Origin of the sequence: Klebsiella pneumoniae (assembly GCF_000742135.1) — a bacterium.
GTDB lineage: Bacteria > Pseudomonadota > Gammaproteobacteria > Enterobacterales > Enterobacteriaceae > Klebsiella > Klebsiella pneumoniae.
Genome location: NZ_KN046818.1, coordinates 774,889 through 796,119 on the forward strand (window position 1 = coordinate 774,889; position 21,231 = coordinate 796,119).

A 21,231-nucleotide genomic window follows, 5' to 3' on the forward strand; every position below is an offset into this window, starting at 1 on the left:
ATGCATATTCGTGCTTACCGCGACAGCGATTTGCCACTGCTCTGCCAGATCTTTCTGCGCGCGGTGCGGGAAACCGCTAGTCGGGACTATACCCCGGGGCAGATCGCGGCCTGGGCGCAGGTGGATGAGACGCGCTGGCGACAAAAGCTGGCCGACTCAATCGGCCTGGTGGCCGTGGTCAACAGCCAGCCGGTTGGCTTTATCACCGCCATCGGGACGCATATCGATTTGCTGTTCGTCTCGCCGGATCGTGCCCGCCAGGGTATCGGCGGCGCGCTTATCGAGGCGCTCTGCGCTCAGTATCCAGCGCAAATCCTGACGGTGGACGCCAGCATTACCGCAAAGCCCTGTTTTACGGCCCATGGTTTTAAGGTGGTGTCTGAGCAGCGGGTGGCGGCGCGCGGGGAGTGGTTTATTAATTACCGGATGGAAAAACGCGTGGCGCTAAGGTGATGCGGGGTAAAACCGGCGGCGGGCCGCCGCCGGTTGTGGGGCTTATTTAGCCGGAATGGCTTTCAGCAGCTCGGTCAGCAGCGTCCAGTACTGACCGACGCTCTCGATATGGACCTGCTCATCCGGGGAGTGCGGACCGGTAATGGTTGGCCCGATGGAGACCATGTCCATCTCCGGATACGGTTTTTTGAACAGACCGCATTCCAGACCGGCGTGAATGATCTGGATGTTCGGCGTCTTGTTGAACAGACGCTGGTAAGTCTCGCGCACCAGGTGCATCACCGGCGAATTGGCGTCCGGTTGCCAGCCAGGGTAAGCGCCTTTGGCTTCGGTTTTCGCCCCCGCCAGCTTACCCAGAGAATCCAGCATGCTGACCACGTAGTCTTTGCCGCTGTCGATCAGCGAGCGGATCAGGCAGTGGATCTGTACGTTGTCATCGGTCATGGTGACGACGCCGACGTTCAGCGAAGTTTCCACTACGCCTTTCGCCACGTCAGAGTTGCGGATAACCCCGTTCGGCGTGGCGTTCAGCAGACGGATGAAAGTGTCGCGGGAAGCCTGAGTCAGCGCCGCTTTGTCGTTATCGACCGCTTCCACGAGCACCACCAGGTTCTTCTCTTTGGCCTCCAGCTCGTTTTTCAGCAGCGCCTGGTAAGTATTTACCAGCGCTTTCAGCGCATCGGCTTTATCCGCGGCGACGGCGACAGTAGCGTAAGCTTCACGCGGGATGGCGTTGCGCAACGTGCCGCCGTTGAAATCGACCAGACGCAGATCCAGCTCATCGGCGTGGCCGGCGAGGAAGCGCGACAGCAGCTTGTTGGCGTTACCCAGACCAAGGTGAATATCACCGCCGGAGTGGCCGCCTTTCAGCCCTTTTAAGGTGACTTTAAAGCTCTGGAACCCGGCGGGAATCGCTTCGCGGGTCAGCGCCAGGTTAGAGGTGAAATCGATCCCGCCGGCGCAACCCATGTAGATTTCGCCTTCTTCTTCGGAGTCGGTGTTGATCAGGATATCGGCCTGTAGCCAGTTAGCCTGCAGACCGAACGCGCCGTCCATGCCGGCTTCTTCGGTCATGGTCAGCAGCACTTCCAGCGGGCCGTGAGCGACGCTATCATCGGCCAGTACCGCCAGTGCGGACGCCATTCCGATACCGTTGTCCGCGCCCAGCGTGGTGCCGCGCGCTTTCACCCATTCGCCGTCAATGTACGGCTGGATCGGATCTTTAACGAAGTCGTGGACGGTGTCGTTATTTTTCTGCGGCACCATATCGAGGTGCGCCTGCAGCGCTACCGGCTTACGGTTTTCCATACCGGCAGTCGCGCCTTTACGAATCAGAATGTTGCCAACCTGGTCGCGTTCCGCATGTAAGCCTTTTTCTTTTGCCCAACCCATAATGTGCTCGGCGAGCTGTTCTTCGTGATAGGACGGGTGCGGGATGGAGCAAATCTTGGCAAAAATATCCCAAAGCGGCTGCGGGGATAGTTGAGACAGTTCAGACACGGTAAGTCTCCTTACAGACTCCTGCATACAGCGGTTGCAGGACGAGGGTTAGCGTTAAAATACACAACAAGCCCGGGCTTGCGCGATGGGGTTGAGAATACCACTTTCCACCGCCTCAGGTAGTGTAAACAACGCAAAAAGCGTTGCGCAAACCGCTTAACACTGGTTTTTAGTGCGTCAGATCTCTATAATCTCGCGCAACCATTTTCCCCCTCGAACATTATTTAAGCCGTATTACACAGGCTGGGACACTTCACATGAGCGAAAAATACGTCGTCACCTGGGACATGTTGCAGATTCACGCCCGCAAACTGGCCAGCCGTCTGCTGCCGGTTGAGCAATGGAAAGGCATTATTGCCGTTAGCCGCGGCGGACTGGTACCGGGAGCCTTACTGGCGCGTGAACTGGGCATTCGTCATGTTGATACCGTATGCATCTCCAGCTACGACCATGATAACCAGCGCGAGCTGAAAGTGCTGAAACGTGCGGAAGGCGATGGCGAAGGCTTTATCGTCATCGACGATCTGGTGGATACCGGCGGTACCGCCGTGGCGATCCGCGAAATGTATCCCAAAGCGCACTTTGTCACCATTTTCGCCAAGCCGGCAGGCCGCCCGCTGGTGGACGATTTCGTTGTGGATATTCCGCAGGATACCTGGATTGAACAGCCGTGGGATATGGGCGTGGTGTTTGTACCGCCTATCGCAGGTCGTTAATTCTTCAGGACAGTGCTATTTACCACGCCCGGCTTGCCGGGCGTGGTTTTTTTTATCCTTTAGCAGGTTACAATATCCGGAGTGGCACTACGACGGAGACTGCACATGTCACAGGCTAACCTCAGCGAAACGCTGTTTAAACCTCGCTTCAAACATCCCGAAACTTCTACGCTGGTGCGTCGGTTTTCTGCCGGAAAACCCCAGGCGATGCAGTCGGCGCTGAGCGGCAATCACGTCGATCACTGGTACCGTCTGATCAACCGTTTGATGTGGATCTGGCGCGGCGTAACTCCGCAGGAGATCCTCGATGTGCAAGCGCGCATTGTGATGAGCGAGGCCGAACGAACCGATCCTGAGCTGTTCGATACCGTCATCGGCTATCGCGGCGGCAACTGGATCTTCGAGTGGGCGAAAGAAGCCATGCAGTGGCAGCAAAAGGCCGGGCAGGAAGCCGATCCTTTGCTGAGCGGCCGCCACTGGCTGCATGCCTCGAACCTGTATAGCATTGCCGCTTATCCGCATATTAAAGGCGATGAGCTGGCGGAACAGGCGCAGGCTTTAGCCAACCGGGCGTATGAAGAAGCCGCCCAGCGGCTGCCGGGCTCGCTGCGCGAGCTGGAGTTCACCATCCCTGGCGGCTCGCCGATAACCGGCTTTTTGCATATGCCGAAAGGCGAGGGGCCGTTTCCGACGGTGCTGATGTGCGGGGGGCTGGACTCGCTGCAGACCGATTATTACAACCTGTATGAGAACTACTTCTCACCGCTCGGCATTGCCATGCTGACCATTGATATGCCCTCCATCGGCTTCTCGTCAAAATGGACGCTAAATCAGGACACCAGCCTGCTGCATCAGCACGCGCTGCGCCATCTGGAAAATGTACCGTGGGTCGATCATACCCGGGTCGCCGCTTTCGGCTTCCGCTTTGGCGCCAATATCGCGGTGCGTCTGGGCTATCTGGAGCCGCAGCGGCTGAAGGCTGTAGCCTGTCTGGGCCCGGTCGTTCATGGTCTGCTGGTGGATCCCCTGCATCAGGGGCGCGTGCCGGAGATGTATCTTGACGTGCTGGCTTCGCGGCTGGGCATGCATGACGCCTCCGATGAAGCGCTACGCGTGGAGCTCAACCGCTATTCGTTAAAAACCCAGGGACTGCTGGGGCGCCGTTGCCCGACGCCGATGCTCTCCGGCTTCTGGAAGGACGATCCGTTCAGCCCCGAAGAGGAGTCGCGGTTAATCACCTCGTCATCTGCCGATGGCAAACTGCTGGAGATCCCGTTTAACCCGGTGTATCGCAATTTTGATCACGCATTACGACAGATCGCCCGCTGGATCAATCATAGATTTGGTTAATTTATTGCTAAATTCTATTGGTTTGGTAAAACAGTTGCATCACTAAAGGAGATCGCAATGACGTTACCGAGTGGACACCTGAAAAGTAAGTTGATCAAGAAATTCACGGCGCTGGGGCCTTACATTCGCGAAGAGCAGTGCCATGACAACCGTTTCTTTTTCGATTGCCTGGCAGTTTGCGTCAATGTTAAGCCCGCACCGGAGAAGCGTGAATTCTGGGGCTGGTGGATGGAAATGGAAGCACAAGAGTCACGTTTCACCTACAGCTACCAGTTTGGCCTGTTCAATAAAGAAGGTTCATGGCAGGCGGTCGACATTGACGACCCGGAAGTGAGCGACAGGCTGGAAAAAACGCTGCGCGAGTTTCACGAGCGCGCAGCAGCGCTGCTGACCACCTTTAATCTGAAGCTGGAACCGGCCGACGATTTCAGCGAGCCGGTTCGCCTGCGAGCCTGATTGATCTACGGATACGATTTCTCCACGCCCGTGCGGCGTGGAGATGCGTGCCGCCGTACCCGTAATTTCCACCCCTCCATCTGACTCACCCTGCCTGCGGCGACAGCTTGCCAGCCATCGCCTGCTGAATAATCGGGATCGGAGTCAGTAAGTGCTCGCGCATCAGCGCGCTGGCCTGTTCGGCGTCGCGCGCCAGAATAGCGTCCACCAGGGTCTGATGCTGGACATGCTTATCTTCCAGCATCTCCACCGACAGCACGGTGGTGCGCAGCCAGATGAAGCGGTAGCGCGCCGCCAGATCGAACAGCCGTTCGCGCATCTGCAGCAGATACTGCGAACCGCAGCCGGCGACGATGGCGGTGTGAAACGCCTGATGGCGCTGGTCCCATTCATCGAGTAGGTGCTCACTCGCTTCGCACGATTCCAGCTTGTTGAGCAGATGGGCGCGGGCCAGCAGCTCGGCTTCCCACTCGTCGCCGCCGCGCTCAATGGCGAGACGCACCAGCATGGCCTCCATGTTGGCGCGCGCGTCGAAGATATCGAGAAGCTCCTGTTCCGACATGGGCGCCACCCGATAGCCTTTCTGATTGACCACCGTCACCAGCCGCTCGGCCACCAGTTGCGAAAGCGCTTCGCGCAGCGGACCGACCCCCAGGCCATAGCGTGACGTCAGCAGGCTCATCCGCAGCTTCTCATCGGGGTGGTAAACCCCGCGGATGATGTCGTTTTTTAACCAACGGTACCCGTCAATGGCCGTCGCCTGGGGAATGGCGGTCATGTTCTTACTCCTGAATACTCTTCCCGGCGGGCGCCGGGAACAGGGTTAACGCGTATTTTGCAGCGGCAGTTTTTGCCACAATACCAGCTTTTTCCAGCGTGACATAATCGGTACCGTACAAATAATTCCCAGAGCTAACAGGCCGGTAGAGATCACCTCCAGCTGCTGCGCCGGACGAAACAGCATCACCACCAGCACGAAGGTGATAAAGGCGATCACCAGCCAGGTCAGGTACGGATAGAGCCACATTCTGAGACGGATCTCGCCGCCTTGCGCCTGAAGGATTTTGCGCATCCGCAGTTGTGAAACGGCGATCACCAGATAGACCAGCAGGGCGATGGCGCCAGAGCTGTCGATGAGAAATTTAAACACCTTGGCGGGGGCATAGTAGTTCACCACTACGGTGAGGAACGCCGCGCCGGTAGAGAGCAGCACCGCCACGTATGGCGTTTTGCTGCGGTTGGTCCGGCCCATAATGGCCGGCGCATCGCCACGACGGCTCAGGGAGTAGAGCATCCGCGAGGCGGTATACAGCGCCGAGTTCAGACAGCTGGTGACCGACAGGAGGATCACGCCGTCCATAATCAGCTTGGCATAGGGAATATGCAGCAGCTCGAGCACCGAGCGGTAGGAGCCGATGCTCTTCAGCCCCGGCATATTCCATGGGATGAGGGCGACGACGATAAAGATCGAGCACAGATAAAAAATAGAGATACGCCAGATCACCGAGTTGGTGGCGCGCACGATATGTTTATCCGGGGTATCCGATTCGGCGGCGGCAATGGTGACGATCTCCGCGCCCATAAACGAGAACATGGTGATCAGCATCGCGCTCAGCACCGCGCCGAAGCCGTTAGGCATAAAGCCGCCGTGATCCCACAGCCGCGAAATGCCGCTCACTTCGGCATAGGGATAAAAGCCGGTAATGGCGACCGCGCCCAGTACGATAAACGCCAGAATAGCGATCACTTTGCACAGCGCCAGCCAGAACTCGAATTCGCCGTAGTTCTTGACGCTCAGCAGGTTACTGCCGGTGAGGGCGAGAGTGATGACCAGGGAGAACAACCACACCGGGACGCCCGGCACCCACGAATGCAGAATAATCGCCGCGATATTGGCTTCCAGCGGAATAACCAGGACCCAGAACCACCAGTACAGCCAGCCGATGGTATACCCCGCCCAGCGGCCGATGGCTTTATCGGCGTAGGTGGAAAAGGAGCCGGTATCCGGCGTGGCGACCGCCATTTCGGCCAGCATACGCATAATCATCACCACCAGCAGCCCGGCAAACAGATAGGCCAGCAGCACCGCCGGGCCTGCCTCGGCAATGGCGACGCTGGATCCGACAAATAAACTCGCGCCGATCACCCCGGCGATAGATAACATCGTGACGTGGCGCGACTTCAGCCCCGCCCCTAAATCCTGTGATTGCGACAGTTGCCCCATCATTTACCCTCTCGAAGTGTGTCACCTGGGAGAGCGCCCCGACGTTCCCGCGCCGGGGCACGCGTATTATTGTTGTTTTGCAGGTCTCGTCTTCATTCCCTTACGAACGTACTTCGCTTCCGCATGTGTTCTGTTCTATGCCTGTTTCGCCTCGCTAAAGCAGTCGGCGATGATCTTGAGCCCCTGCTCGATCTGCGCCTCTTCGATGGTCAGCGGCACCAGGATGCGCAGCACGTTGTAGTACGGCCCGCAGGAGAGCAGGATCAGGCCTTTGTCGCGGGCGCGGGCGACGATATCCGCCGTCAGCCTGGCGTTCGGCCTGCTGCGGTCGCCCTCTTCAAACAGCTCAATGGCGATCATCGCCCCCAGACCGCGCACGTCGCCGATCTCCGGATGATCTTCAGCGATCGCCAGCAGGCCCTGGCGCAGGGTGTCGCCGAGCTGGTTGGCTTTTTCCAGCAGATTCTCCTGCTCGAAAATCTGTAATACCGCCAGGGCGGCGGCGCAGGCGATGGGGTTGCCGGCGTAGGTGCCGCCCAGTCCGCCGGGGGCGATGGCGTCCATCACCTCCGCGCGGCCGGTGACGCCCGCCAGCGGGAAACCGCCGGCGATGGATTTGGCGAAGGTGGTGATATCCGCCGCGACGCCCATCTGCTCCATGGCGAACAGGGTACCGGTGCGGCCCGCGCCGCTCTGGACCTCATCGGCGATGAGCATAATGCCGTGCTCGTCGCACAGGGCGCGCAGGCGCTGCATAAAGGCCGGGGAGGCGGCATAGAACCCGCCTTCACCCTGCACCGGCTCAATAATGATGGCGGCGATATCTTCCGGCGCGGCATCGTTTTTGAAGATGCGATGGATGCTGGCGATCGCCTCGTCATCACTGACGCCGTGCAGCGCGCACGGGTAGAGGGCGCGATAGACATGGCCCGGCATTAAGCCCATACCGGCGGAGTAAGGATTCACTTTGCCGGTCAGCGACAGGGTGTAATGGGTGCGGCCGTGATAGGCGCCGGTGAAGGCGATAGCGCCGCTGCGCCCGGTTGCCGCGCGGGCGATCTTCACCGCGTTCTCCACCGCTTCCGACCCGGTGGTGACCAGCAGGGTTTTCTTGGCGAAATCACCGGGCACCTTTTGATTCATCTTTTCGCACAGCGCCAGATAAGGCTCATAGGCCAGCACCTGGAAGCAGGTATGCGACAGCTTTTTCAGCTGGTCTTCGACGGCGGCGACAACCTGCGGATGCAGGTGGCCGGTATTGAGCACCGCGATACCGCCGGCAAAATCGAGATATTCCCGGCCTTCCACGTCCCACACCCGGCAGTTCTCCGCGCGTTCGGCGAAGATAGGGTGGATCTGGCCGACGCCGCGCGGGACCGCGTCGCTGCGACGCGCCATCATTGCTTTATTGCTGTTCATCCGTCGCTCCTGTTAAAGGCCAATGCACATATATTTGATTTCTAAGTAATCTTCGATGCCGTACTTCGACCCTTCGCGGCCGAGGCCGGAGGCCTTAACGCCGCCGAACGGCGCGACTTCGGTGGAGATAATGCCGGTATTGATGCCGATGATGCCGTACTCCAGCGCTTCGCCGACGCGGAAGACGCGGCTCAGATCGCGGGCGTAGAAATAGGCGGCGAGACCGAACTCGGTATCGTTGGCCTGGGCAATGACGTCGGCTTCATCTTTAAAGCGGAACAGCGGCGCCAGCGGGCCGAAGGTCTCCTCTTTCGCCACTTTGGCGCTGTCGGGAACGTTGACCAGGATGGTCGGCTGGAAGAAGTTGCCGCCCAGGGCGTGCGGTTTGCCGCCGGTGACCACCTTCGCGCCTTTGGCGATGGCATCGGCAATGTGTTCTTCAACTTTGGCCACGGCTTTCTCGTCGATCAGCGGGCCGGTGGTGACGCCGTCCTGCAGGCCGTCGCCAATGCGCAGTTTTTCCACCGCCTGCTGCAGCTTCTCGGCGAAACGGTCATACACCCCGTCCTGGACGTACAGGCGGTTGGCGCAGACGCAGGTCTGCCCGGCGTTGCGGAACTTCGACGCCAGCGCCCCCTCGACGGCTTTATCGAGGTCGGCATCGTCAAAGACGATAAACGGCGCGTTGCCGCCCAGCTCCAGGGAGACTTTTTTGATGTCTTTCGCGCACTGCTCCATCAGCTGGCGGCCAATCTCGGTAGAGCCGGTAAAGGAGAGCTTGCGCACCAGCGGGTTGCTGGTCAGTTCGCCGCCGACCGCGCCGGCGGAGCCGGTGACCACGTTGAATACTCCGGCGGGGATCCCGGCGCGATTCGCCAGTTCGGCCAGCGCCAGCGCGGAAAACGGCGTCTGGCTGGCCGGTTTCAGGACCATGGTGCAGCCGGCGGCCAGAGCCGGGCCCGCTTTGCGGGTGATCATCGCCGCCGGGAAGATCCACGGCGTGATGGCGGCGGTAACGCCGATGGGCTGCTTAATCACCAGCAGGCGCTTGTCGGCCTGGTGGCCCGGAATGGTGTCGCCGTAGATGCGCTTACCTTCTTCGGCGAACCACTCAATAAAGGAGGCGGCGTAGCTGATTTCGCCTTTGGCTTCCGCCAGCGGTTTTCCCTGCTCGAGGGTCATCAGGCGAGCGAGATCGTCCTGGTTCTCCATCATAAGATCGAACCAGCGGCGCAGAATGTTCGCCCGCTCTTTGGCGGTCAGGGCGCGCCAGGCGGGTAGGGCGCGATTGGCGGCTTCAATCGCTTCGCGGGTTTCATCGGCGCCCATTTTCGGCACGCTGCCGAGCTGCTCGCCGTTGGCCGGGTTGGTGACCGCAATCACGTCGCCGTTGGGCGCATCGCGCCACTGGCCATCGATCAGCGACTGCTGGCGAAACAGTGTCATATCGTTGAGTTGCATAATTGCTTCCTGTGTTCAGGGGGGTTAACGGGTAAAAGCGGCGTGTAGTGTCTCCACGCTACGTGCCGCACGCAGCGTGCGTCCGGGATTGCTCTGGCTGGCCAGCAGGCTCTGCACCTTGCTGACGATATGCGCGCCGATCGGGATAGCGGAGGTGGCCGCTGGCGATGGCGCATTGCAGGTATGTATCGAACGCGCGGTGGTAACGAAGAGAAAATCGTCGATCAGCTTGCCCTGCGGGGACACGGCCTGCGCCCGCACGCCGGCCGGCCACGGGCGTAAATCGCTCAGCGTCAGGCTCGGGCAGTATTTTTGCACCAGCCGCAGATAGCCGCTTCTGCACAGCGAATTCTTCATTTCGCCCAGTCCGGAGCGCAGGTTGTTTTGCAGTACCCGGCGGATGCCGGGCGAGGTGAGGATCTCCAGGGTATCGGCCAGCGAGATATCGCGCTTGCGGTAGCCTTCGCGCTTCAGAGCCAGCACGGCGTTGGGGCCGACGGTGACGCTGCCGTCGATCATGCGGGTCAGGTGGACGCCGAGGAACGGCATCGCCGGATCGGGGATCGGATAGATCAAATGGTTGACGATCTGGTTGTGCTGCGGCGCCAGCTGGAAATACTCGCCGCGGAACGGACAAATGATAAACCCGGGGTCGACGCCGAGCATTTTTACCAGCCGATCGGCCATCAAGCCCGAACAGGCGATCAGCGTCGAGGCCTCATATTCTCCGCCCTGGCGGGTGCGGATCACCACGCCGCTGGCATGTTCTTTCAGGGCGCTGACTTCGGCGTTGTAGACAATCGTTCCGCCTTTCGCTTCGAAGTTCTTCGCCATTGCCGCCGCCACTTCGCGGTAGCTAACGATGCCGCTGGAAGGGACGAAGATCCCGCCGAGCCCGGTAATGTTCGGTTCGCGCTCGCGTAGCTCCCCGGCGCTTAGCCACTCGCGCTGCAGGCCGTTGGCGGCGGTGCGATCCCACAGGGCGCGCATCCGCTCCATCTCCAGCGGTGAGGTGGCGACCAGCATTTTGCCGCAGACGTCATAGCGGATGCCGTTCTGCTCGCAAAAGGCCTTGGTGGCGCGGTTGCCGGCGAGGCAAAACTGCGCCTTGAGGCTGCCGGGCGTGTAATACACCCCGGCGTGGATCACGCCGCTGTTGTGGCCGGTCTGATGGCAGGCCGGGCCGGCCTCTTTTTCCAGCAGCGCAATGCGGGCGTCCGGGTAAATCTCAATTAACTGCATGGCGGTCGACATGCCGATGATGCCGCCGCCGATAATCACGAAATCATACATCCGCTCAATTCCTTCGCCTGAAAACCCTTATTGATGAGTCTGGTAATGATTTGTGGAATACGCAAAGTAGCCGCGCTGGCGCATCAGCTCGCGGCGCAGGTCCGGGTGCGGCGTAAAGCGGTCGCGGCCGTGCAGCCAGAACAGGTTGTTAATGAGCAGAAATTTGCCCACCGGCACCGGTATGGAAAGGATGTTTTTGCTGGTCTCCAGCGCGTCGGAGAGGCGGCTCAGCCAGGTGCCTTCTTCGAAATCTTTCGGCTGGACGAACTGGTCGATATAGCGCATTACCGGGCGGCCCAGCGAATCGACGTCGAACACTGGGTGGAAAACATCCTTGCTGACGTTTTTGCTCGGCGGCGCGGCCCAGCGCATCGGGCGGCGGGCGAGCGGGTCGCGGAAGAATTCGTCGAGATGCTCCCAGTCGTCGAGATGCAGCAGCAGGGAATTGCCGCCCTGCATGTTCTGCTCGTCGATCTTCATCATTAATACGTAGTCGGTTTGCTCTTCGACGTAGGTGCCGTCGTTGTGCAGCTCCATCACCCGGTGCGGCTGGCGCAGGTAGCTGTCTGAGTTATCGACATTTTTCACCACGAAGCGGGCGTAATACTGACCGCTCATGGCGTCGAAGTTGGAACGACCAATCAGGTGGGCGACGGCGGTGGCCAGCTTGACCATCTCCTCGGCCTGGCTGACGTGATCGATCCCTTCGCCGTTGATAAGCAGCGCGCCTTCCGCGCGATCGAGCAATGTTTTGATCAGCAACGGCTGCAGCTGATTGCCACACAGATCGTCGAGGATTTTGCCGACCTGGAAGCGTAAGAAAGATTTGTACTCCAGCGCCTGCACCGGCCACTGCGCGACCTGCTGCAGGAACTGCGTGGTCGTTTCGGCGGAAAAGGTGAGCTCCAGCAGGCGCGGCGACTGGGCGGAAGGGGTGAAAGAAAAGCCAGGGTATTGCTGGGCTACCGGCGCGGGTGTCGGTTTTACTGCGGTCAGGGCGTTCATCAGGATCGTTCCTCGCTGTAAGGTCAGGGTGATGTTCATTTCGTAGCCATAAATTAAAAATATCTACATTTTTATAAAATGCGTACGAAATGGCTTTTTTGTTTCCATTTTGTGATCTGACAACAATTATTTAACAATGCGGAAGGGGGATAAGGTGGTGGTGAAAGTGGCGGAACAGAGCGGGTGGCGTATAGCGCAAAATGGGGATAAGGCCGAGAGAAATCGTAATACCGGTCACAGTTTTTAATCTGCACAATATCCTTACCAGATGAAGGTGTTAATATTCAGCCGGTAAATACCTTTCAATGCTCACTGAGGCTTCGATGCTGGAGAATGTCATTATCAGATAATCAGTTTCCCGACCTGCCCAGGCCGGACTGATTATCGCTGCGCTTAAACCTTACGCACACACCTGCGGGTGTAGGCATGTTTTCGCACATGATAATGAACAGGTTTCAGTATGAATTTATCCCGTCAGGAACAACGGACCTTACACGTTCTCGCCAAAGGTGGCCGTATTGCGCACGTCCGCGATACCTCCGGCCGCATTACCGCCGTTGAATGTTACACCCGCGAAGGGCTGTTGCTGAGCGACTGCACCCTTGCGGTCTTCAAAAAGCTCAAAACTAAAAAGCTGATTAAGTCGGTGAACGGCCAGCCGTACCGGATCAACACGACCGGTTTGAATAACGTTCGCGCGCAAGCGGACAACCGCTGAAATAGCGACCCGAGCAGGGTCGCTGCCCGGGCGTATGGCTCTCAAGGAGAAAACCTCATGATCGATATCCCTCGCATTTTTACCATCAGTGAAAGCGAGCACCGTATCCATAACCCTTTTACCCCGGAAAAGTACGCCACGCTGGGACGGGCGCTGCGAATGGCGCCGGGCACCACCATTCTTGACCTCGGCAGCGGCTCCGGCGAGATGCTCTGTAGCTGGGCGCGCGATCATCAGATAGTCGGCACCGGCGTAGACATGAGCCTGCTGTTCAGTCAGCAGGCGGCCGCCCGGGCAGAGGAGCTCGGGGTAAGCGACCGGGTAACCTTTGTGCACCAGGATGCCAGCGGATATGTCGCCAGCCAGCCGTGCGATGTTGCCGCCTGCGTGGGGGCCACGTGGATCGGCGGCGGAGTGGCCGGCACGATTGCGCTACTGAAGCAGAGCCTTACCCCAGGCGGCATGCTGCTTATCGGCGAGCCATGGTGGCGCAAACGTCCGGCCACGGCAGAAGAGGCGGTTGCCTGCGGCGCGCAGTCACCCGATGACTTCCTGACGCTACCGGCGCTGGTCGCCCACTTTGGCGAACTGGGCTATGACGTGGTGGAGATGGTGCTGGCCGACCAGGAGGGCTGGGATCGTTATGAAGCGGCGAAATGGCTGACAATGCGCCGCTGGCTGGAGGCCAATCCGCACGATGACTTCGCACCGGAGGTTCGCCAGCAGTTGACCACCGCGCCGCTGCACCACGTCACCTGGACCCGGGAATATCTCGGCTGGGGCGTGTTTGTTCTGATGGCGCGTTAACCGGCATGTCGGTAGCGTCAGGAGGCGCTACCGACCACCTTCAGACCTTCAGTTCGTCGTAGCTGACCATGACGTGCTGGCGAAAGGCGGGCCGTGCGGTTAGCCGTGCATAATACGCCGCAAGATGGGGGAGGGGACGACGGGTGATATCGATGGCAAAGTAGCGGTACAGCACATGACCAAACTGGATGTCGGCCAGGGTGAACGTATCGCCCACCAGATAGCGACTGCCGGCGAGACGTGCCTCGGCAATCGCCAGCTTTTGCTCCAGGGCCGTCACCGCCGCGGCGATGGCCTGCGGATCCCGCTCGGCGGCAGGCGTGCGCACCACGCGCCAGAACACCGGCGCCGTAAAGCCGAGGGCGATATTCTGCTTTGACCACTCGGCCCAGCGATCAACCTCAGTACGAGCCAGCAGGTCGCCCGGCCAGAAGGCGTCATTGGCGTAGCGACTGGCTAAATAGCGAAGGATCGCGCCCGTTTCCCACAGCGGCGGATTATCGCCATCCTGCAGCACTGGCACCGTGCGATTGGGATTGAGCTGATAAAACGCCTCGCCGTCGGTACCACCATAGCGATGCCCCACGTCGAACCGGAGATAGTCCAGCCCAAGCTCGCCAACACACCACATCAGCGCCTGCACGTTAGAGGAGGTTTTTCGGCCCCAGATGGTCAGCATTGAGTTCTCCAGAGAACAGGGAAAGAAGGAGCATAGCAGGTTGGGTTGAAAACGTGAGGGGGTACAAAAGAAATGAGCCACCTCGCCGCGCAGGGGGCGGACGCGCTGGTCAGATGTTCAAACCAGGGGCGTAGCTGAGCCAGCTATTCAGTGCACAGTATAAGAGGAAGAAGCAGAGGGCAGCAGTTTGCCCTCTGTTTACTTGAGTGGTCTTGTACTAAGGTGTGGCGCTAAAAAACTCGCCAAATTTGACGGCCAGCCAGCCGACAGGCGTCGTGGCGCCGCCGACGATATTGGTGATCTCGGCCATCCCTTCCGGCACCGGAATATGCGAGTTCACCGCCGCCTTAGTGTATTCTTGCGAAATGTCCGTCCCGACATACAGGATGCAGGTCACGATCAGGGTTCCGGTTATGAACATGCGGAACATATTTCGTTTACAGAACGGCGTGACCATTGCCAGCAGGAACATTAAGGAAGCCAGATCGACAAAGGGCAGTACGCGGTTGCCGGGCAGAATGATAGACAGCACCACAGCCATAGGGATTAACAGCAGACCGGTCGCCAGTACCGAAGGTTCACCGATCAGTAACGCCGTATCCATCCCGATGTAAAAATCGCGCCCCGGGAATTTAGCCTTCAGTTTTGCTTCAGCGGCATCACGGACAATCAACAATCCCTGCACCAGAATTTCAATCATTTTAGGCAGCAGCAGCATGGCGGCTGAAACCTTAATGGCCAGTGAAACGGCCGCGGAAACGTCATATCCCGCCAGGAAGGCCAACAGCAGTCCCAGTACGAACCCCAGGGTAAGAGGCTCGCCAAAAACGCCGAATTTTTTATTAATACTTTCCGGATCGAAATTGATTTTATTGATAAGCGGGGTCTTTTCAATGATGTAATTACAGGCAATGCCAAACGGCACGTAAGCTATACAGGTAAGATGGGGGAATGATATCCCTTTAAGATTATAGTTTTTTTGTAAATACGGCGCCGTTAAATCTGCCGCCAATAGCGTCAACACAAAAATAGCGAATGTAATACCGACCGAAAGCCAGTAATTTCCCGTTCCGGCATAGACCACAGACCCCATGATCAGGAAAATCCAGTAGTTAAAAATATCGATATTCACCGTTTTGGTTAATTTCAACAGAAGCATGGCCAGGTTGATGACGATAAAGCCCACCACGACGGGCAGCATCAGCGGCGAACCCCAGCCAATGGTCGATGCGGTAGGCCAACCGGTATCAACGACCGTTAACTGCAGGCCGATACGCTCAACCATCGCCTGCGATGCCGGGCCCAGGTTTGTCAGCAGCAGGCCAATCACCAGCCCCACCCCTTCAAAACCAATGCCTACCAGCATCCCTGCTTTAAATGCCGTACCGATTTTAACGCCAAAGCAAAGCGCGATAATAAAGAATATTACTGGCATCATTACTGATGCCCCCAGACTAATAATGCTGTTGATAATATCCATAATGATTCCTTAAAAGGCGGGCGAATTGGGCACGAGTAAACCCGTGCCCATTGGGCCCTGTTAATACCTTTAATGGTTCTTTTAATATTTAACTGAGTTTCTTTAAAAGGATCTCAGCGAAGAGTTTGGGCGAATTACTGAATGCGTCAATGGTACTCCCGGCAATATGCGGCGTAATGGTCACGTTATTCAGAGTATAGAATGCACTGTCGTCTGGAAGCGGCTCGTCATCAAAGGTATCAAGCGCGGCGCCCATGATTTTCCCGGATCTGAGCGCATCAATCATCTCTTTTTCATTGATTAACCCGGAGCGTGCTGTGTTAACAATGATGGCACTGCGCTTCATCAGCGCGAAATGGTGTGCGTTAATCAGATTTTCGGTTTCCGGCGTCAGGCGAGCATGTAACGAGATAACGTCGGCGCGTTGTACCAGTTCGTCCAGAGAATCGACTTTCTCATAACGTTCATGGCCTGCAACGTACTTATCGTAAAAGATAATCTCCGTGCCAAAGCCGCTGAGAAATCCCGCGACCAGTTGGGCAATATGACCGAGGCCAACCAGCCCCACGACTTTTCCGCCAAGCTCCGGGATCGCCTGATGGTTCGGACTGTCTTTACGCCAGTATTTGTCACGCAGGGCATCGTGTGAACGGGCGATATTGCGCATTTCCGCCAGGATCATGCCGACCGTGAATTCGGCGACGCTGCGAGCGTTACGCCCCGGGGTGTTCATCACCTCAACGCCCCGGGCGTTCGCCACCTGAAGATTCACGTTTTCCACGCCCCCGCGGAGCACGCCTACATATTTCAGCTTTGGTAGTTTATCGAACACCGCAGTATTGACGGGGGCAAACTGAGTGATCAGGATGTCAATATCATCCATTCCCTGAAGCAGCGCTTCCGGTAAGGCCACGGCTTCTGCTCCTTCCTGTTCAACCCGCAGATTATCTTCCTGAAGTTTCTCAACGGAGCCATGTGACCACTCGCGTACTTCTACTTCAATCCCGTTATCCCTGAGCGCTTTCAGTCCTGATTCCATCATCGCTGCATTGATAAACAGATCGGCAATTGCCAGACATTTCATAATGATTCTCCCTAGATTAACGCATCAACATACCGCCGGTAACGTCCAGAGTTGCTCCCGTCATATAGCTGGTCTTAGGAGAAACCATGAAGACTCCGATGTCGGCAATTTCTTGCGGCTGGGCCACGCGGCCCACCGGAATACGACTGACGTAATAGTCAGGGTTTTGCTCAATGTTCTTACGGATCATCGCAGTATCCATGATCCCGACGGCGATATTGTTCACATTGATTTTTTGTTTGGCGACTTCCCGCGCCAGAGAGATAGCAAAGGCGACCAGGCCGGCCTTACTTGCCGCGTAGTGCGCATGTCCCGTCGTGGAGCCGTGGAACGCGGCCTGCGAGGTAATATTCAGAATGCTGCCCATCTGGTCATGCTGCAGGCAGTGATTTACAAACAGCTGGCTGAGATGGAAGATGGCTTTCAGATTGACATTCATCACCAGATCCCAGTCCTGCGGGCTGATCTCGGTGACGTAGCCGCTCAGCCAGATCCCGGCGTTATTCACCAGAATGTCGGCTTTACCCAGTCTGTCGATACAGGTGGCAAACAGATTTTCCCGGCTCTGTTCGTCAGAGAGATCGGTTTTGACCGCGATGATCTCTACGTTCGCGCTGGCCTTCACCGTTTCGATCAGCCGTTCGGGATGCTCTTCCTCACGCATATAGGTAAAGCAGATATTGACGCCTTCTTTGGCGAGAGAAAGAACAAACTCTCTCCCCAGGCCGGTTGCGCCGCCTGTCACGATGGCCGTACGATTCGTTAAATTCAGATCCATTTTTTCCTCACTTAGTGCGCGATGTAGTTGCTGCAGCTTTTCCACGGCGACTGCATTTCTGATAACAGGTTTTTATAAAGCAGGTATTTGGTCTGGTAGACCCGGTGGTTTTCCGGATTAGGGGAGACGGTGCGTGAGACATGGACCATGTCGTTTGAGGCAGAAAATACCTCCGCAAACCAGCCCACCATAACGGCGGCGGTCATCGCGGTACCCAGGGTCCCGTGCTCTTTGACGTCAACGATTTCCAGCGTGGCCTGGAAGATATCGGCGAATATCTGCAGCCAGACCGGGGAGTTCGTGACGCCGCCAGCAATACGAATAGTGCGGCTTAGCTTCGGGTTAATATTGCGTAAGCGCTCGGTGTGGTAGAGATGGCTGAAGGCCACGCCCTCATAAATCGCCCGCAGAAAATGGGCTTTTTTATGGAAGCTGTTGACACCGATAAAGCCGGCCGAGGCGTCGGGAATGGTGTTAGAGCCAAACACGAACGGAAAGAACAACAGGTGGCTTTCATCCGGCGTCGTTGACGAAACCAGCTTATTACACAGGTCATAGACCGACGATCCTTGTTCGGCGGAGGTTTTCCGATCGCTCTCCATAAAGTTGTTAATAAACCACTCCAGGTTGCTCGCGGAGGTGGGGCTGGCCTCGGTGATGAGCCATTTACCTTCAATGGGATAAATGGAGGTCATAAACAGATCTTTATCAATAACCGGGTGGTCGGTAACGTATTCGTTTATGCTCCAGGTGCCGGTGACGATCGCCATCTTATCGAGACTGTTAATCCCCGAGGCAATGGAAGAGGCCGAGATATCAAACACCCCGCCAGAAACCGGCGTACCTGCGCATAAACCGGTCAGACGGGCCACGTCGTCAGTGATTTTTCCGCAGCATTCTGTTGAGCGTTTGATGGGGGGCAATTTGTCCCGCAGTTCATCAAGTCCCCACCATGCCAGTAGTTCATCGTCATACTTGCAGTCACGTACGTTGATCAGGTTGGTCCCTGAGATATCGGTCAGCTCAAGAAAAGCCTCTCCGGTCAGGTAAAAACGGATCAGGTCCTTGACCATAAAAATATAACGCGCTTTTTGCAGCGTCTCGGGCTCGAAATCCTTCAGCCATGCCAGCAGGGCGACAGGTTGTCCGGCCCAGATGGACTGCATCGTTTTTGGCAAAATGTCGGTAAGGAATTCTGGTGAGCGTTGCCATCTCTCAACGTACTCTTTTGCCCGGCTATCGGTGGATATAATGCCGTTACGCACCGGGTGACCTTCTTCGTCGACCAGATACAGACCGTTACCATGACCGGTGACGGCCACTCCTTTTATCTGGCTGGCGTCGATACCTGATTGCTCAATCGCTTTTTTAATCACTTCGACATTCGCGGCCCACAGCTCATCGATACTGCGCTCTGTGTGGAATTCCCGGGGTGTCAGCATCTGCGTGGATTTTGAGGCGATGGCGAGCACCTGTCCTTTACGGTCATAGATGGCTGCCTTGGTGACGGTTCCACCATTGTCGATGCCCATGACGTATTCATCTTTCATTCGCGTGGACTCCTTATTGGTTACCATAAGCCGGGCTCGCTGGTGGTTATCCCTTTAAATCCGGCATGGAATATTTTATCTACAAGGTATTTGCGCTTAACAAAGCCTCCGGCGATGAATACCACATCAAAGCCTTTCAAATTTCGGCTAATCAACTCCAGACACTGGCAGGCATATTCAGCAGGTAAGATTTCAATTGCGTCCGGTGGACTGTGTTTAACAATATCGAGCGACTGATCAAGCGATCGCGAATCGATAAGTAAAACCCGATATACGGTCAGCAATCCCTCTTTTTTGGCGTAGCGTAGCGCGGAGAGATTGGAAGAAATAACACCATCAACCTTGTAATAATTTTTCAGCAGATTGATCCCCGCCTGATCCGGTTTAAAGCCGCCCAGTAATTCAAGGTGAACGAGGACCTTCTTACCGCTTTGATGGCATTTGCCAATCAGCGACTGCAGATTGCCGATATTCGCTTCGGATAGCAGCACATATTCTGACTGGCAGGATAATGCTTTCTCAAAGTATTTATACTTCCTGATGGAAGGGATGATGGTGTTATTTGAAATCATATTAATTTCCGATGTTATTTAGCCATGTAGAGGCTGTATGCATCTTCCGCTGTTGCGTTTTCATGGATGATGGCATTCAGACCTGCTACCACTTTCGCCGGCTGCGGATCCTGGGTAATGTTTCGTCCCACAGCCACGCCTTTCGCACCCATCTGCATACAGTGCTGAACAAATTTGAAGTAACCGTCGATGCCGGTTTTTGGCCCTCCTAAGGCAAGCACCGGCACGCCAGCAGCTTCAACGATCAGTCGGTCCTCTGGTGAACCGGTAAAACGCGTTTTGATGACGTCCGCGCCCAGCTCCACCGCTGCGCGGGCCGATGCAGCGATGATGGCCGGATTGTTAGAGTCATCGCTGGTGACGGGATAACCATACGGGAGCGATTCGACAATCAGCGGTACATTCCAGCGATCCGCTGCCTGTGCGAGTTGCATCGCCATAATGTGGGTTTTTTCTTCATTGAAGGCGCCGGGGAAGGTCATGCAGACCACGCCCTCGGCAGCGACTTTAAGCGCATCTTCGACGGAAAAAACGGGGGTAGTATCGGGAACGGTATTGTCAAAGATACTGACCGTGCTGTCGACGCGTAACACAACGGGAACGCTGTTCAATGCTTCCCGATAATTCTTCAACATGCCGTACGTGACGAGCGCGCAATCCAGGCCGTGTTCCACCAGAGCAGGGAGCTGATTTATCGTATTATCAATACCATTTGTTTTCGTGGAAAAATAGTAGCCATCCAGCGCTAAGGTCACGGATTTACCGTCTTTTGCGAATATTCTTGAGAGACGACGTTCTTTAGACATTTATTTACTCCTGAGATAAAAAAACAAAAAAAAAGCCCTCAGAGACTCGCGTCTCTGAGGGCTTTCTGTTCACATACCCTTTTGATAATGGTTCAGGGATCCAAAGCATTATCAATGCAATTTTTTAGCAAAGTGAGAAAGGTTTAACTTTTGTTTAAATTAAATCTGTTCTCTTGCGTGATTAAATAACTAACACACGCGATAACTTATTGTCCAGTTGGTATCGTTGAAATGAGAGATTCATCACATCAATATGTTGTATTACCTGAGAAGTTCTGGGTTAAATACAGAAACCGACCCCTTAAAAACCAGGCAATAACGCATCCGGACAAGGGGAGAACGCCAGGCGTTTATTTCATCCGCATGAAGAACGCATCCATGCATGCTCCAGCCTGCAGGTCGTCATCCCCAAACGCGTATTTATTCCTGTCCGGATGGCGTACAAAAACGCTATAGCAATGTTGTCGGCATGGCGGTCTGTCCCCGGGATGATTTCCTCCTGCCGCCCGGGCAAATTACTCGTCCGCTTTGTGCGCCCAGGCAGGCATCGCCGTCAGGTAACGTTTTGCCCGTTTCCGTGATTCCGCTACGCCCACCTTTTGCCAGGCGTCGAGAAAAGCCGCCAGACCGGATACGGCCTCTTCCCAGGATTTCAGATTACCGTCGCTGTCGCTGCAATACGCGCAATATTTATCGCTGGCCCCTTGCGCATCGGGTGCGGACATCGGCATTCCGCAGGCCTGGCAAAACCTTTCGTGCTGTGTCATAGAGCGCTCCTCCTGTCGTTTGGTTGTCTACTAAACATACAGAATTTACGCATGGCGCTTAGCGTTTCAGATCAATAGATCCTGTCGTAACCGTTGTTGGGGATCTTCTGCCG

Annotated in this window: 21 protein-coding genes; 6 read left to right on the forward strand and 15 right to left on the reverse strand. The window is 56.5% G+C overall.

Going from position 1 to position 21,231, the window contains the following annotated elements:
• Positions 1–453, forward strand: a complete 453-nt coding sequence (locus DR88_RS21335; protein WP_025861709.1) for a GNAT family N-acetyltransferase — start codon at positions 1–3, stop codon at positions 451–453.
• A 42-nt stretch (positions 454–495) separates the two neighbouring features.
• On the opposite strand, the gene pepD is transcribed toward DR88_RS21335, so the two are convergent.
• Positions 496–1,953, reverse strand: a complete 1,458-nt coding sequence (gene pepD, locus DR88_RS21330) for a cytosol nonspecific dipeptidase (protein WP_004152033.1) — start codon at positions 1,951–1,953, stop codon at positions 496–498.
• A gap of 257 nt (positions 1,954–2,210) precedes the next feature.
• Here pepD and gpt point away from each other — a divergent pair, with 257 nt between their 5' ends.
• From gpt to crl, 3 genes are all read left to right on the forward strand, one after another.
• Entirely contained in the window at positions 2,211–2,669 is a 459-nt protein-coding gene (gpt, locus tag DR88_RS21325) for a xanthine phosphoribosyltransferase (protein ID WP_025861708.1), read from the forward strand.
• A 105-nt stretch (positions 2,670–2,774) separates the two neighbouring features.
• Positions 2,775–4,019 (forward strand): esterase FrsA, encoded by a 1,245-nt coding sequence (frsA, locus tag DR88_RS21320; RefSeq protein WP_025861706.1) that lies wholly within the window; start codon positions 2,775–2,777, stop codon positions 4,017–4,019.
• A gap of 57 nt (positions 4,020–4,076) precedes the next feature.
• Positions 4,077–4,475: a sigma factor-binding protein Crl gene (gene crl, locus DR88_RS21315; RefSeq protein ID WP_002889793.1), complete on the forward strand. Its 399-nt coding sequence runs from the start codon at positions 4,077–4,079 to the stop codon at positions 4,473–4,475.
• 85 nt (positions 4,476–4,560) lie between these two features.
• Here the strand turns inward: crl and csiR are convergent, their stop codons facing one another.
• The 6 genes from csiR to glaH form a co-directional block, all read right to left on the reverse strand.
• The gene (gene csiR, locus DR88_RS21310) at positions 4,561–5,253 is read right to left on the reverse strand and encodes a DNA-binding transcriptional regulator CsiR (protein ID WP_004213891.1); all 693 of its coding nucleotides are present in this window, start codon (positions 5,251–5,253) and stop codon (positions 4,561–4,563) included.
• 45 nt (positions 5,254–5,298) lie between these two features.
• Entirely contained in the window at positions 5,299–6,699 is a 1,401-nt protein-coding gene (gene gabP, locus DR88_RS21305; protein ID WP_002889795.1) for a GABA permease, read from the reverse strand.
• A 135-nt stretch (positions 6,700–6,834) separates the two neighbouring features.
• On the reverse strand, positions 6,835–8,118 hold the full coding sequence (gene gabT / locus DR88_RS21300) for a 4-aminobutyrate--2-oxoglutarate transaminase (protein ID WP_004147193.1): 1,284 nt from the start codon (positions 8,116–8,118) through the stop codon (positions 6,835–6,837).
• Positions 8,119–8,130: 12 nt separating this feature from the next.
• Entirely contained in the window at positions 8,131–9,579 is a 1,449-nt protein-coding gene (gene gabD, locus DR88_RS21295) for an NADP-dependent succinate-semialdehyde dehydrogenase (RefSeq protein WP_004147194.1), read from the reverse strand.
• A gap of 24 nt (positions 9,580–9,603) precedes the next feature.
• Positions 9,604–10,872, reverse strand: a complete 1,269-nt coding sequence (gene lhgD, locus DR88_RS21290) for an L-2-hydroxyglutarate dehydrogenase (RefSeq protein ID WP_002889846.1) — start codon at positions 10,870–10,872, stop codon at positions 9,604–9,606.
• A gap of 27 nt (positions 10,873–10,899) precedes the next feature.
• Positions 10,900–11,877, reverse strand: coding sequence for a glutarate dioxygenase GlaH (gene glaH, locus DR88_RS21285; RefSeq protein WP_002889847.1), 978 nt, complete (start codon positions 11,875–11,877; stop codon positions 10,900–10,902).
• A 460-nt stretch (positions 11,878–12,337) separates the two neighbouring features.
• Here glaH and DR88_RS21280 point away from each other — a divergent pair, with 460 nt between their 5' ends.
• On the forward strand, positions 12,338–12,595 hold the full coding sequence (locus tag DR88_RS21280) for a YjhX family toxin (RefSeq protein WP_002889848.1): 258 nt from the start codon (positions 12,338–12,340) through the stop codon (positions 12,593–12,595).
• A 57-nt stretch (positions 12,596–12,652) separates the two neighbouring features.
• The gene (locus DR88_RS21275) at positions 12,653–13,402 is read left to right on the forward strand and encodes an SAM-dependent methyltransferase (RefSeq protein ID WP_032443793.1); all 750 of its coding nucleotides are present in this window, start codon (positions 12,653–12,655) and stop codon (positions 13,400–13,402) included.
• A 40-nt stretch (positions 13,403–13,442) separates the two neighbouring features.
• On the opposite strand, the gene DR88_RS21270 is transcribed toward DR88_RS21275, so the two are convergent.
• The 8 genes from DR88_RS21270 to DR88_RS21235 all read right to left on the reverse strand — a co-directional run bounded on the left by DR88_RS21270 (position 13,443) and on the right by DR88_RS21235 (position 21,118).
• Positions 13,443–14,081: a glutathione S-transferase family protein gene (locus DR88_RS21270; protein ID WP_004213882.1), complete on the reverse strand. Its 639-nt coding sequence runs from the start codon at positions 14,079–14,081 to the stop codon at positions 13,443–13,445.
• A 217-nt stretch (positions 14,082–14,298) separates the two neighbouring features.
• On the reverse strand, positions 14,299–15,561 hold the full coding sequence (locus DR88_RS21265) for a PTS galactitol transporter subunit IIC (protein WP_025861703.1): 1,263 nt from the start codon (positions 15,559–15,561) through the stop codon (positions 14,299–14,301).
• A gap of 88 nt (positions 15,562–15,649) precedes the next feature.
• A complete protein-coding gene (locus DR88_RS21260) occupies positions 15,650–16,645 on the reverse strand; it encodes a 2-hydroxyacid dehydrogenase (protein ID WP_004147200.1) in 996 nt (331 codons plus the stop codon).
• Between the two features lie 16 nt (positions 16,646–16,661).
• Positions 16,662–17,423 carry an SDR family NAD(P)-dependent oxidoreductase gene (locus DR88_RS21255; protein ID WP_004177323.1) on the reverse strand — a complete coding sequence of 254 codons (762 nt, stop codon included), beginning with the start codon at positions 17,421–17,423 and terminating at the stop codon, positions 16,662–16,664.
• A gap of 11 nt (positions 17,424–17,434) precedes the next feature.
• Positions 17,435–18,973 carry an FGGY-family carbohydrate kinase gene (locus tag DR88_RS21250; protein WP_025861700.1) on the reverse strand — a complete coding sequence of 513 codons (1,539 nt, stop codon included), beginning with the start codon at positions 18,971–18,973 and terminating at the stop codon, positions 17,435–17,437.
• A gap of 20 nt (positions 18,974–18,993) precedes the next feature.
• Positions 18,994–19,545, reverse strand: a complete 552-nt coding sequence (locus DR88_RS21245; protein ID WP_002889866.1) for a glycerol-3-phosphate responsive antiterminator — start codon at positions 19,543–19,545, stop codon at positions 18,994–18,996.
• A gap of 14 nt (positions 19,546–19,559) precedes the next feature.
• Positions 19,560–20,351 (reverse strand): class I fructose-bisphosphate aldolase, encoded by a 792-nt coding sequence (locus DR88_RS21240; protein WP_002889868.1) that lies wholly within the window; start codon positions 20,349–20,351, stop codon positions 19,560–19,562.
• 515 nt (positions 20,352–20,866) lie between these two features.
• The gene (locus DR88_RS21235; protein WP_002889874.1) at positions 20,867–21,118 is read right to left on the reverse strand and encodes a zinc ribbon domain-containing protein; all 252 of its coding nucleotides are present in this window, start codon (positions 21,116–21,118) and stop codon (positions 20,867–20,869) included.
• Positions 21,119–21,231 lie beyond the last annotated feature (113 nt).